The sequence below is a fragment of the Paenibacillus sp. cl6col genome (genome assembly GCF_900102125.1).
In the GTDB taxonomy this organism is placed as follows: Bacteria; Bacillota; Bacilli; order Paenibacillales; family Paenibacillaceae; genus Paenibacillus_B; species Paenibacillus_B suaedae.
The window spans coordinates 17,565-32,616 of record NZ_FNAZ01000003.1; the positions used below are offsets into that span (position 1 = coordinate 17,565).

The window sequence follows — 15,052 nt, forward strand, 5'->3', positions numbered from 1 at the left end:
CCAACTGAGGCGTTTTGAAAAAACGCACATCGGTAGCATAAGCTTCGGTGCTGAAAACCGACCTTTTTGAACACGCGCTTATAGGATTAGAACGCGAATTCGATCGTATCGACGGCACTCTTTGCGCCAGCCGCCGGTTTATGACATTCAATCCGACTTAGCTCAAGTTGCGGATTTTCCACAATTTGTGACAGTACCCGCAGGTAATCCTCGGTCAAGGTACGGATCGTCGCTTCTTTGAACAGCTTGGTGGCGTAGAAGAAGCCCCCGCTCAGGGCCCCGTTGTTTTCATACATAAACAGCGTCAGATCGAACTTCGCTTCTTCCAAATGGTCAAGCTCGTAAGTCTTCAGGCTGACCCCTTCCAGCTCGACGTCTCGTTCTTCAATATTTTGCAGGTCGAAAACGGCATCGAACAGCGGGAATCGGCCCGGCTCCCGCTTCACATTCAAACGTTCCACGAGCTCCTCGAATGGATAATCCTGGTTCTCGATAGCACCCAAAGCCGTTTCCTTCACTTCTTCCAGGTAGGACAAAAACGTTTTGTCGCTCGACGGACGATTGCGGATCGCCAGTGTATTGACAAACATTCCAATGACCGGTTCCAAATCGGCGTTCGTTCTTCCCGCCACCGGGGTGCCCACGATCAAGTCCTCCTGCCCGCTGTATTTGGACAGCAGCACGGTATAAGCCGCAAGCAGCACCATGAACAGCGTGCTTTCACGCTCTGCCGCCAATTCGTGCAGCCGTGTAGAGAGAGAAGCTTCGACGTCAAACTCCAGATGCGCGCCTTCGTAGCTGCGAGCCGCAGACCGTTTGTAGTCCATCGGCAGGTTCGCCGTTGGCAGCTCGCCTTTGAAGGTTTGCAGCCAGTACGCTTCCTGCCGCCCGATCTGTTCTCGGTAGGCCTTCGACTGCTGCCAAACGACATAATCCTTGTATTGAATGCGCAGTGACGGCAGCTCTTCCCCAGCGTAGAAACTCGAGAACTCATCGATCACAATCGCCATTGATACGCCGTCGGACACCATATGGTGCATGTCGAAAATGAGAATATACAGGTTCGGCTCCAGCTCGATGACCCCGGCGCGCAGCAGAGGCGGCTTGCCGAGATCAAATGGACGAACGAAGCTGCGGACGATCTGCTCGATTTGAGCCGCATCCTCTTTATCCGCTTGATGATGCTCGACAGCAAAATCGACCTGCGGGTAAATCCGCTGAACCGCTTTCCCCTTCACGATTTCAAAACCGGTGCGCAGCGATTCATGCCGTGTTATCAATTTCCGCAAGGCGGCTTCCAACCGGTCTAAATCAAACTCGCCTTCCACCTGCACCAGTTCCGGCATGTTGTAAAGCTGATCCGCTCCATCCAGCGTGTGCTGAATAAACAGCCGTTTCTGCGCGGAGGACAGAGGGTAATACTCTCTCTCCTCCGCTTGAGGAATGCCCTCATGCTCCCGCCGTTCCATTCGGGCGATCGCCTCAGCCATCGCTGCAATCGTCGAGTGACGGAATACGTCGCGCAGCGGCAGGTCGACGTTTAATTCCTTAAATACTTTGCCCGCCAGCGTCGTTGCCCGCAGGGAGTGACCACCGATGTCGAAGAAGTTGTCGTGAACGCCAATCTCCTTCGCAAGCCCCAGCACCTCCTGCCAAATCGTCGCCAGCTTCGTTTCCAACTCAGTGCGCGGTGTGATGTACTCTGTTCCGCTTCCCGCTTCCCCTTCCGGCGCCGGCAGCGCCTTCCGGTCAATCTTTCCGTTCGGCGTTAGAGGCAGGCGCTCCAGCTCCACGAAGTACGACGGGATCATGTAGCCCGGCAGCTCCTGCGCCAGCGCGCTGCGCAAATCGTTCACCGCCAGCTCCGCTCCAGTATCCGGCGTGTAATACGCGCATAGCGCCTTCTGCCCGTTCGCATCATTTCGAACCAGCACCACCGCTTCGCGCACGCCTTCCACCCGCAGCAGCTGCGACTCGATCTCGCCCGTCTCAATCCGGTAGCCCCGGATTTTCGCCTGGTTGTCGATCCGGCCAATGAAGTCCACGTTGCCGTCCTCCATCCACCGCGCCAAGTCTCCCGTGCGGTACAGCCGCTCGCCTGCGGCGAACGGACTGTCTACGAACTTCTCTTCCGTCAGCTCCGGACGGTTCAAGTACCCGCGAGCCACGCCGACTCCGCCGATGACCAGCTCGCCCAGCACCCCGACCGGCACCGGATTCAGTTGCGCATCCACGATGTAGAATTTCGCATTCAGCCACGCTTTGCCGATCGGTACATGGCCGGTCTGCGGCAGCTTCGTCAGCTCCTCGTCGTAGAAGCTGGAGTCGATCGCCGCTTCCGTCACGCCGTAAGCGTTGATGATCCGGAACAACGAGCCGAAGCGTTCCTGCAAGGTCCGGTAATCCGCCACGCTGCAGCTGTCCGAGCTCGTGATCAAAAGCTCCAACCGGCTCATATCCAGTTGCTGCTCGTGCACGTACTCTAAGAACGGCACGATCAGCGCCGGCGTTGATTCGAAGATGGTGACCCGCTCTCGCTCCATCCAATGGTGCAGACGAGACGGATCGATCCGGTCGTCCTTCGGCACAATCACCATCGTGCCTCCGTTATACAGCGTCCGCGCGATATCGCCCACGAACACATCAAACGAGAAACTTGCGAGCTGCAGCAGCCGCACCGGGAACTGATCCAACCGGTATTCCCGCCGGTAGCCCGCCGCCGTGTTCACCAGGCTGCGGTGCTCGATCATCACGCCCTTCGGCTTGCCCGTCGTTCCTGACGTATAGATCACGTACGCCAGATCCTCCGGACGGGCTTCATGGAAGCTGCCCATGCCAATATTCGGATGGCCCTCTTCGCTGGCATCCACAGCATCCGTCAGCTTGCCGGAGACCATGCTGGAGCCAATCGACACATTCGCCCGCTCCTCGCTGTACGATGCTTCGTCGTCGAGGTACAGCACCGCAGCCAGCGCCAGCGCCTCTTCGGCACGCTCTCGCAGCGGCGTTTGCGTCAGCAGTACCTTCGCTCCGCTGTCTTCAAGCATGAACCGCACGCGATCCGCCGGATAATCCGGGTCGAGCGGCACATACGCCCCGCCCGCTTTCCAGACGGCCAGCACGGCCACCAGCAAGTCCACCGAACGCTCGGCGAGAATGCCGACGATCGTCTCCCGGCCGATGCCGCTTGCGCGCAGCGTGCCCGCCAAGCGGTTCGCCCGCTCGTTCAGCTCCGCATACGTCAGCCGGTCGTTCTCGTACACGACGGCCTCCGCTTCCGGCGTGCACTCCGCCTGTTCCTCGAACAGCCGGTGGAACGCGGCCGCAGGAGCCGCTTCCGGCTGCGCCGGGTTGAACTCGCCGAGAATTTGTTCTTTTTCCGCTGGTGTCAAAATGTCCAGCTCGGCAATCTTCGCATCCGGACGGCTTACGATCGCTACGAGCAGCTGCTCGTAATGTTTCGCCAGACGTTCGATCGTCTCCCTTTTGTATAGAGACGTCGAATATTCGAAGCTGTAATCCAAGCCGCCGTTCTCCTCGCCCACATCCAAGCTGATATCAAACTTCGCGGTATCCAGTGCGCTCGGATAGGGAATCAGGCGAAGCCCTTCCAGCTCAAATTCCTCGTTCTCTGTATTCTGCATCGTAAATAGCGTGTCAAAGAGCGGATTGCGGCTTAAATCACGGGTAACATGCACCTTATCCACCAATTCTTCGAACGGATAGTTTTGATGCTCGAAGGCGTGGAGAGTCGTTTCTTTGACTTCGTTCAGGTATGACAGGAATGTCTTCTCCGAAGCCGGATAACTGCGGATAGCTAGCGTGTTAAGGAAAATCCCGATCAACGGCTGCACATCTCCATGATTCCTTCCGGCAATCGGCGTACCGACAATTACGTCTTCCTGACCCGAATATTTATGCAGAAGCACGTTATACGCCGCAAGCAGCACCATAAACAGCGTTGTGCCCGTTTCCGAGGCAAGCTGCTTCAGGCCGTCGGTTTTCGAAGCGTCGAAGAAAAACTCCAGCGTTTGTCCTTCATAACTCTGCACGGACGGACGCGGATAGTCGGTCGGCATTTCCAGCACCGGAAGCTCGCCTTGGAACATGTCCAGCCAGTACGCCTCCTGATGTTGAAGCCGTTCCTTCTGCTCATGCGAATGCTGCCAAACGGAGTAGTCTTTGTACTGAATGCGCAGAGGCTCCAATTGCTCGCCGCCGTACAAGCGGACAAATTCATCAACAAAGATCTCCATGGAGACACCGTCGGAAATAATATGATGCATATCATACATTAGAATATGGCGTTCCAGAGCCAGCTCGACAAGGCATACTCTCAGCAGCGGAGGCTTCGCCAAGTCAAACGGACGGACAAAACGGCGAACCGTCTCTTCGGCCTCTTGTTCATCTACACGATAGAACTCCACGACAAAATTCAAGTCCTGGTAAATCCGCTGCGATGCTTCACCATCCACCATTTCGAACCCGGTGCGCAGCATTTCATGCCGCGCCACGAGCTTACGGAACGCTTCTTCGAACCTTGCCCGGTCCAAAGCCCCCTCCAGCAGCATCGCCTCCGGCATGTTGTAGCTAAGCTCCGCGCCTTCCAGTTGATTCAGGATAAAGAGACGTTTTTGAGCAAAAGATTGCGGGTACACCTCCCGGTAATCCGCCACCGGAATAGCAACGAATGTCTGCTCATCCAGCCGGGAAATGGCGGCAGCCATGCTCTCGATCGTGGAATGGCGGAACACGTCGCGCAGCGGCAGATCCACGCTCAGTTCCTTGTGCACCTTGCTGACCAGCGTCGTCCCCCGCAGGGAGTGGCCGCCGATGTCGAAGAAGTTGTCGTAAACGCCAATCTCCTTCGCAAGCCCAAGCACCTCCTGCCATATCGCCGCCAGCTTCGTTTCCAACTCATTGCGTGGTGCGACGTACTCCGTTCCGCTTCCCGCTTCTCCTTCCGGCGCTGGCAGCGCCTTCCGGTCAATTTTTCCATTTGGCGTCAGAGGCAGGCGCTCCAGCTCCACGAAGTACGACGGGATCATGTAGCCCGGCAGCTCCTGCGCCAGCGCGCTGCGCAGAACATTCACTGCCAACTCCGCTCCGGTATCCGGCGTGTAATACGCGCATAGCGCCTTCTGCCCGTTCGCATCACTTCGAACCAGCACCAGCGCTTCGCGGACACCTTCCACCCGCAGCAGCTGCGACTCGATCTCCCCCGTCTCGATCCGGTAGCCCCGGATTTTCGCCTGGTTGTCGATCCGGCCAATGAAGTCCACGTTGCCGTCCTCCATCCACCGCGCCAAGTCTCCCGTGCGGTACAGCCGCTCGCCTGCGGCGAACGGGCTGTCTACGAACTTCTCTTCCGTCAGCTCCGGACGGTTTAAGTACCCGCGCGCCACGCCAACTCCGCCGATGACCAGCTCGCCCAGCACCCCGACCGGCACCGGATTCAGTTGCGCGTCCACGATGTAGAATTTCGCATTCAGCCACGCTTTGCCGATCGGTACATGACCGGTCTGCGGCAGCTTCGTCAGCTCCTCGTCGTAGAAGCTGGAGTCGATCGCCGCTTCCGTCACGCCATAAGCATTGATGATCCGGAACAACGAGCCGAAGCGTTCCTGCAAGGTCCAGTAATCCGCCACACTGCAGCTGTCCGAGCTCGTGATCATCAGTTCCATCCAGCTCATATCCAGCCCCTGATCGTGCACGTACTCTAAGAACGGCACGATCAGGGCCGGCGTCGATTCGAAGATGGTGACCCGCTCTCGCTCCATCCAATGGTGCAGACGAGACGGATCGATCCGGTCGTCCTTCGGCACAATCACCATCGTGCCTCCGTTGTACAGCGTCCGCGCGATATCGCCCACGAACACATCAAACGAGAAGCTTGCGAGCTGCAGCAGCCGCACCGGGAACTGATCCAACCGGTATTCCCGCCGGTAGCCCGCCGCCGTGTTCACCAGGCTGCGGTGCTCGATCATCACGCCCTTCGGCTTGCCCGTCGTTCCCGACGTGTAGATCACGTACGCCAGATCCTCCGGCCGGGCTTCATGGAAGCTGTCGGTGCCGACATGCTGATGGCTCTCATCGCTGGCATCCACAGCATCCGTCAGCTTGCCGGAGACCATGCCGGAGCCAATCGGCCCATTCGCCCACTCCTCGCTGTACGATGCTTCGTCGTCCAGGTACAGCACCGCTGCCAGCGCCAGCTCCTCTTCGCCGAGCCAGGCTTCGGCGCGCTCTCGCAGCGGCGTTTGCGTCAGCAGCACCTTCGCTCCGCTGTCTTCGAGCATGAACCGAACGCGGTCCGCCGGATAATCCGGGTCGAGCGGCACATACGCCCCGCCTGCTTTCCAGACGGCCAGCACGGCCACCAACAGGTCCACCGAACGCTCGGCGAGAATGACGACGATTGACTCCCGCCCGATGCCGCTTGCGCGCAGCGTGGCCGCCAGGCGGTTCGCCCGCTCGTTCAGCTCCCCATACGTCAGTCGGTCGTTCTCGTACACGACGGCCTCCGCTTCCGGCGTGCGCTCCACCTGTTCCTCGAACAGCCGGTGGAACGCGGCCGCAGGAGCCGCTTCCGGCTTCGCCGGGTTGAACGCGCCGAGAATTTGCTCATTTTCCTCTGCCGTCAACAAGTTCAGCTCGGCGATCTTCGCATCCGGACGACTTACGATCGCCGCAAGCAAATGTCCAAAATGAGTCGACAGCCGCCGGATCGTGCTTTCTTTATAAAGAGCCGTTGCGAATTCAAAGCTGCACTCCAGGCCGCCGTTTTCTTCCGTAACATCCACACTCAGATCGAACTTGGCCGTGCCGTATTCACTAGGGTACGGGGACAATTTCAGCCCTTCCAGCTTAAACTCTTTATCCTCCAAGTTTTGCAGGGAGAACATCGTGTCAAACATCGGGTTGCGGCTCAAATCTCGGCTGACCTGCACTTTATCAACGAGCTCTTCGAACGGATAATTCTGATGCTCGTAAGCGCCTAAGGTCGTTTCTTTCACTTCTTCGAGATACGACAGGAAGGTCTTATCCGAAGCCGGATAATTGCGGAGCGCCAGCGTATTGACGAACATTCCGATCAAAGGCTGCGTGTCTCCGTGCGTTCTGCCCGCAATCGACGTTCCGACGATCAAATCGTTCTGACCTGTGTATTTATGCAAAAGCACGGTATATGCCGCAAGCAGCACCATATACAGCGTCGTTCCTCTTTGAGCGGCCAGCTGCTTCAAGCCTTCGTTCGTTGCCTCGTCCACGAAGGACGTCAGCGTTTGTCCCTCAAAACTCTGCACGGCAGGACGCGGATAGTCTGTCGGCATTTCCAGAACCGGCAGCTCGCCCTGGTAACGGTCCAGCCAGTACGCTTCCTCGCGTTTCAACTGCACTTTTTGCTCGTCCGACTGCTGCCATATCGCATAGTCCTTGTATTGAATGCGCAAAGGCTCTACTGACTTGCCGCCGTACAGACGAACGAGTTCCTCGACTAACACGTCCATCGAAACCCCGTCGGAGACGATATGGTGCATGTCGAACATCAGCAAATAACGTTCGATTGCCAGCTCTACGAGCTCCGCCCGCAGCAGCGGAGGCTTTGCCAAGTCGAAAGGCCGGATGAAGGCCTGCACGACTTCAGGCGCTTCTTCTTCGCTCGCATGACGGTACTCGACGGCAAAGTCAACGCTCTCGTAAATGCGCTGTACTGCTTCGCCTTGTACGATCTCAAAGCCGGTTCGCAGCGTTTCGTGCCGTGCGATCAGTCCGCGGAAAGCCTTCTCCAGCAGGCTCCGGTCAATCGATCCTTCCAGCAGAAGCACGCCCGGCATGTTGTAGCTCTGATCGGCCCCTTCCAGCTGATTCAGGATAAACAGCCGCTTCTGAGCTGAGGAAAGCGGATAATATGCTCTTGCGCCTGCCAGCGGAATCGACGAGAACGACTGCTCTCCGATCCGGGAGATGGCGAGAGCCATCTCTTCGATCGTCGGGTAGCGGAATACGTCGCGTAGAGGCAGCTCGACGTTCAGCTCCTGATGCACCTTGCTCACCAGTGTCGTCGCCCGTAGGGAATGGCCGCCCAGGTCGAAGAAGTTGTCATGAACGCCAATGTGCACTAGTCCGAGCACGCTTTTCCAAATTCCGGCCAAGCTGGCTTCCAGCGGAGTCCGAGGCGGAATACGTCCTCCGCCCGGCTGCAAGCTCTCCTCCGGCGCCGGGAGGGATCGGCGGTCAACCTTGCCGTTCGTCGTCAGCGGGAGCCGCTCCAACTGGATCAGGTACGCCGGGATCATATAGGCCGGCAGTTCCTGGGAAAGCACGCTCTTCAGTTCGGCCGCCGGAAGCTCGCAGTCCGCTTCATAATAGGCGCAAAGCTGCTTCTCACCGGAGGCGTTTTCCCTCGCGAATACCGTCGTTTTCCGAATTCCCTCCACTTTCTGAAGCTGAGCTTCGATCTCGCCTAGCTCAATGCGGAAGCCGCGGATTTTCACTTGGTCGTCCGTCCGTCCCACGTATTCGATCGTGCCGTCCGGCAGCCATTTCGCCAAATCCCCCGTCCGGTACATGCGCTCTCCCGGCACAAACGGATTGTCCACAAATTTCTCCGCCGTCAGCTCCGGCCGGTTATTGTAGCCCCGTACCAAGCCTTCTCCGCCGACGCAAAGTTCCCCGGCCACGCCGATCGGCAGAAGCTTGTTCCGGCTGTCGACGATATACACCGTCGTATTGCTGATCGGCCGTCCAATGGGTACGGTAACCGCTAAGTCATCGACGAAGTCGACCGGAAGGTACGTAGTATAAACCGTGCTTTCCGTCGGGCCGTACACATGGTTGAGCCTGCCCGGTCCGATATGGACGAGCGCTTTACGCACATGGCCAACCGACACGCGCTCTCCTCCGAATAAAATCGCCCGAACATCCCGCAGGCAGTCGACGTTCACATCTACAAGGATGTTGAAGAAAGCCGTCGTAATAAACATGACCGAGATGCGCTCGCGCTGGATGAGATCCGCCAGCCGGCCGATTTCCAGCAAAGTCTCGTTGGGAACCAGCACCAGCCGCGCCCCGTTGGTCAAAGCGCCGAAAATATCGAAAGTCGCTCCGTCGAACGAATAGCTCGAAAGCTGGAGGACATGATCCCGCTCGGTGATGTCGATATAATTCGTATTTCGCACGACCCGCACGATGTTGCGGTGCGAAACAAGGTTGCCTTTCGGCTTGCCCGTCGTGCCTGACGTATAGATGACGCAGGCTAGATCTGTCGCTTCGATGCCCGGATTTAGGTTTGTTCCGTCCTCGTGATAGAAGGACTCGTCATCCAGTAAGATCACCGGGTCCGAACCCGCCAGGCGCTCGCGCAAGCGGCTTTGCGTCAGCATGACTTGCCCTCCCGAATCCTCGATCAAGAAACGGATACGCTCCTCGGGATATTCCGGGTCAATCGGTACGTAAGCCGCTCCGGCTTTGTGTGCCGCCAGCATGCCCACCACCATTTCAATGGAACGCTCAGCCAAAATGGCGATCAGACGTCCTTTGGATATCCCGTGGCTGCGCAAGGTTCGGGCAAGGCGGTTGACACGTTCGTTCAGCTCGCGGTAGGTCAGCTCTTGCTCATTCAAGGAGATGGCGACTGCATCCGGGATGCGCTCTGCCTGCTCTTCGAACAATTGAATGAGCGTCTTCCCGCGTGGAAATTCCGTGGTGGTGTCGTTAAAACGTCCGAGAAGGTCGACCTTTTCCGCCTCCGTCACAAGTTCCAGCTCGCCCACGGTAATTTCCGGGTTATCCGTCACCTGCTCCAGCAGATGGACGAGATGCCCCTTGAGCCGCTCGATGCTGTCCTTATCGAACACTTCGGCGTTAAAATCGAGCCGAATTTCGATCTCGGCTCCCGGCACTACGGTCATGTTGAAGTTATAGTTCGTCTGCTCCTCCATCTGAACGTCAGTGATCGTCAGGTCGCCGTGCTGCTGGTCGCCCGCCTGCTCCATCTGCTCGTCCACCGGATAGTTCTCGAAAGCGATGATATGGTTGATCAAGTTCTGCTTTTGAACGCTGTGGGCTTGAATTTCATACAGCGGATAGTAATCATAACGCCCGGACTCCAGCGCGCGCTCTTGGAGCTTCGCCATCAGGTCGGCGAACACGGTGTCCGCTTCGCTCGTGACGCGGACCGGCACCGTATTGATGAACAGCCCAATCATGGACTCTATACCCGGGATTTCCGCCGGTCTTCCGGCCACGACGCTGCCGAATACGGCATCGTTTGTTCCGTTATATTTTTGCAGCATTACGCCCCAAGCGGCTTGCAGCAGCGTATTGACCGTAACCAAGCGCTGTTTCGCCACCCGGTCCATCCGCTCGCTTAAGTCCTTGCCCAGCTCGGCGGTGACGTGATCAGCCGTAAATCTGCCGTTCGGTGCCGGTTCCTTTTGTCCCGGGAGTACGGTTTGCCCTTCATAACCTGCCAGGAATGCCGTCCAATAGCCTGATGCCGTCTGATCGTCCTGTTTCTCCAACCAATCGATATAGGCGCCATAATCCGATCCCTTATCTCCCGCTGGCTGCTTGCCGGATGCCAAGGCCGAGTACGTCTCAAACAACTCCTGCGTCAGTTGCGGCAGGCACCAGCCGTCCATCAAAATATGCTGGAAACTCCACAGCACATGATAGCTTTGCTCTTCGGTGCGCAGGATCGTTACCCGAACGAGCGCGTCATGTTCCAGGTCGAAGCCGCGAAGCTTGTCATCCTCGGCCTTTTTATCCAAATACGCTTGTTTCTCGTCTTCCTGCAAATGAAGCAGCTCTTCATATTCAAAGCCGACCGGTTTGTCGCGGTATATGATTTGCAGCGGCTCGCCCGCTGGTCCTTTCACAAAATTCGCCCGCAGTACCAGATGACGTTTCGCAAGTTCCATCCAGCTCCTTTCGAAAAGCTGGACGTCGAGCGCTCCCCGCATCGTAAACCGCGTCTGCTCGAAGTAAGCGGCCGTTTGCCGGTCAAGCGCGCTGTGGAACCACATGCCCTTCTGCATCGGCGTAAGCGAGTAAATATTCTCGATTTCCCCGACATGGCCCGAGCGCTGGCCGATTTGCTCCAATTCCGCGATGGTCAAGCCTTTAAATTGCACGTCGCTAGGCGTCAATTCGGTGTTTTCTTTGCCTGCGCAGTGGGTAATGAGCTCTCGGAGACTTTGCTCAAGCTCCTGAGAGAAGGCTTCCATCGTTTCCTTGCGATACTGCTTCCGGCTGTAGCTGAGATCGAGCGATAGAGCGCCGTCCAGCACCATGCCGTTGATATCCAGCACAAAGCTGCGGGTTTGCCGGTCACTGGCCGGGTTTCCGCTGGAATAAGAAGATATGCCGATCTCGTCCTGATTGACATCATCGTCGAACTGACCGAGGTAGTTAAAATTAATTTCCGGCTCTGCGCCCCAAACAAAGCCATCCTCCGATTTGGAGAGATAGCGGCATACACCGTACCCAAGCCCCTTGTTCGGAATGCGGCGCAGGCTTTCCTTGACCTGTTTAATCTGATAGGCCAAATCCCGGTTGGTTTCCGGCTCCAGGACGACCGGAAATTTGGTCGTAAACCAGCCGACTGTGCGCGTGATGTCGATATCCGTTCCGATCGATTCGCGTCCATGTCCTTCGAGATTGATCCGCACCCGTTCGTGTCCCGTCCAATTGCGAACGGCTATGCCGAGCGCCGTTACCAAAATATCGTTCATTTCGGTGTTGTAGGCCCGGTGAACCCGCTTCAGCAGCAGCTCCGTTTCTTCGGGAGTCAAACGGACGAACAGCGATTCGCTGTCCTGCTGCGTCGTAACGTCCGCCTCCAGATCCTTCGGCAAGTCCGGAATCGCAATTTGTTCCACGGCCTGCCAATAAGCCCGTTCCTTTGCAATCTCCGGGCTTTGCGCGTAAGCGGCCAGCTGCTCGGACCAAGTGCGGTACGCATCCGTTTTCGCTGGGAAACGAATTTCCTCGCTTTTGCCGGCCTGCTCGTAACCCAGAGCGAAATCCTCCATCAAAATGCGCCAAGACACGCCGTCCACCACGGCATGATGAACCGCGAGCAGTAGATGATCGCCGTCCGCGCATCGGAACAGTCCCGCCTTCACGAGGGGCCCTTTCTCCAGATCGATGCCCGCTTGAATATCCGTTGCCTTCGATTCCACAGCCTGTGCGGTATTCTCCGCACCCTTGAAGTCGAACACGTCCAGCGTGAACAGCCCGCCTTCCTGAATCGCGCGGTTCCGTTGGCTAAACCCTTGTTCCGTTTTGCGGAACACCATCCGCAAGGCGTCATGATGCTCGGCCAGCTTTTGCAGCACCTGACGCACCGTCTCTTCGTCGAAGCGTTCCTTCCGGTACAGCATCACCGACTGGTTGAAATGATGCGGATCCGCAAAGGAGCTCTCGAAGAACCAATGCTGAATCGGCGTCAGCGCCGTTTCACCCGTTATTTCTCCTTGATCGATGGTACGTCCGATCGGTTTCACACGCAGGCTGAGCTGTGAGATAGTCGGATATTTGAACAAATCCCGAATATCCAGCTTGTACCCGGCTTGATGAAGCCGCGAAGATACTTGAATGGACTTGATCGAGTCTCCGCCCAGCTCGAAGAAATGATCCGTTACCCCAACGCGATCGGCGTTCAATACCGCCTGCCACACATCGGCAAGTGTCTGCTCGACTTCATTGCGGGGAGCTACGTACGCGCCGCCGATCAGCGCGTTTCCTTCCGGGGCGGGCAAAGCCTTGCGGTCGATTTTGTCGTTCGGCGTGAGCGGCATCCGCGGAAGCTGAACAAAATGCGCCGGAATCATGTAATTCGGCAAATTTTGCGCCAGCGCGCTTCTCAGCTCGCCGAGCGTAAGCGGGCGGCCCGCGACCAGATAAGCGCACAATTCTTGCCCACTTTTGCCTTCCCGCGCGATTACCATCGTCTCCTGCACGGAGTCAATCTTCAGAAGCTGCTCTTCAATCTCGCCGATCTCGATCCGGAATCCACGGATTTTCACCTGATGGTCGATCCGGCCCAAGTACTCAATATTTCCGTCCGGCAGCCAGCGGGCGAGATCTCCCGTCCGGTAAAGGCGTTCTCCAGGCGCGAACGGATGTTCCACGAACTTCTCTGCCGTCAGCTCCGGATGGTTCAGGTAACCTCTCGCAAGCCCCACGCCTGCCACGCACAGCTCGCCGTCCACTCCCGGAGGCACAAGCTGCAGGTGGGCATCCAAAATAAAAATCCGGTGATTGGCCAGCGGGCGCCCGATCGGAACGACTCTGCGCTCCGGCTGCTCCTCATCCGCATCCCAAAGCGTCGTAACAATCGAAGCTTCGGTAGGGCCGTAAGCATTGAAATAGTGGACCTTCGGTTTCCACTGCTGCACGAATTCGGCCGATACCGCCGAGCCTCCCGTTACGAGCTTCGTTAAGCTGGGAAGGCGGTCCGGGTTCAAATAAGCGCTGTACGTCGGAGGCAAAATCGCCGCCGTAATCGCATGCTCGTTCATATAACTCTCAAACAGGCGGTTGTCGAGAATCGTCTCAGCCGTCGGGATGTACAAAGTCGCGCCAAAATAGAGCGCTTTGAACACTTCCCAGCAGGACGCGTCGAACGACAAGCTGGCGAATTGAACGATCCGGTCATGCTCCGTGATGCCGAGCCTGTCCGCGAACATCAGTTTCAAGCTGACCAAACCGCGATGCTCCAGCATGACTCCTTTGGGTTTGCCCGTCGTACCTGACGTATAGATGACATAAGCCAGATCATTCGGACCGCTGGCCGGCTCCAGGTTCGTTCCATCATCGCTGTAGGCCTGCTCGTCATCCAGCGCCAACACGGTCCCTTCGAACGGAACCTGCTGCTGCAGCTCCCTTTGAGTCAGCAGCAGCTGCGCGTTCGAGTTCTCCAGAATGTAGCGGATGCGTGCTTCCGGGTATTCCGGGTCGATCGGCACGTAGGCACCGCCAGCTTTCAGAACCGCCAGAATGCCAACGACCGTCTCCAGCGATCTCCTGGCCATCAAGCCTACCAGCTGATTGGGCAGCACGCCGACCGATCGCAGCGTCCGCGCCAGCCGGTTCGCCCGTTCGTTCAGCTCCGCGTACGAAAGCCGCCGCCCCTCAAAGACAATCGCCGTTGCTTCAGGCACCCGCTTCACCTGCTCCTCCACGAGCTGATGAATCGTCCGATCACGGGGATAGTCCTTCTCGGTATCGTTAAAGCTTTGCAGCAATTGAAATTGCTCGTCCTCCGACAGCATGTCCACCCGCACGATGTCCAGCTCCAACTCGTGAAGCCCCACGGCCAGCAGGCGATTCAGATGACCGACGACCCGAGTCATGAACTTGGAGTCATATAAGTGCTCGTTATATGACAGCGCTAAGTTTATCGTCCCACCGGTTAAGCTGAATTCAAAGGAACAATCCGTGACCACGTTTTGCCCAATTTCATCCAGATGCAGCTCCTTAAGGGATACTAGCGTATGGATGACGGGTATCCCGTCTGCATATTGCAGATCCAGCTTCTCCGTCATTTTCAAGAACGGAATATGTTGATGCTGAATCGCTTCCGGCAACGAAGTCCTCAGCTCGCTCAGAAGCGTTTTAAAAGTCGATCCCGCCGAAAGCAAGCTTTTCAAAATGACCGTATGATTAACGGATCGGCGCGTCTCCGTCGGTTTCCGTATAACCGGCATGCCGACCAGAATGTCAGAAGCTCCTGTATATTTATGCAAGAGTGACTGAACACCGGCGAGCAAAATCATAAAAGCGGCCAGCGGAGCGCCCTTGCTCATTTGAAGGACGCGCTGCGCCGCTTTCTCCGAAAGCGAACCGCCGACGGTTGTCATAATGGGCGCCTGGGAGCTTGGAGCTTTGCTGTAAGGCAGCCGCGTCAAGGTATAATCGTCACTACCGAATTTTTCGTTCCAAAACAACGTTTCTTTTTCAAAAGCCACCTGGATCGTCCCCCTCTCTACATCGGTAAAAGCAATCCGGCGGAGCATATGCTGCAGCAACGCTACAGCCTTGCTCC

General features: G+C 57.2%; 1 protein-coding gene. It reads right to left on the reverse strand.

The features are described 5' to 3' along the window. Positions 1–86: 86 nt before the first annotated feature. Positions 87–15,023 carry a non-ribosomal peptide synthetase gene (locus BLS15_RS07935; RefSeq protein WP_090511527.1) on the reverse strand — a complete coding sequence of 4,979 codons (14,937 nt, stop codon included), beginning with the start codon at positions 15,021–15,023 and terminating at the stop codon, positions 87–89. Positions 15,024–15,052 lie beyond the last annotated feature (29 nt).

Excerpts from the sequence above, each read along its gene's own strand:
- BLS15_RS07935 (WP_090511527.1), bottom strand. The coding sequence starts at position 15,023 with ATGCTCCGCCGGATTGCTTTTACCGATGTAGAGAGGGGGACGATCCAG.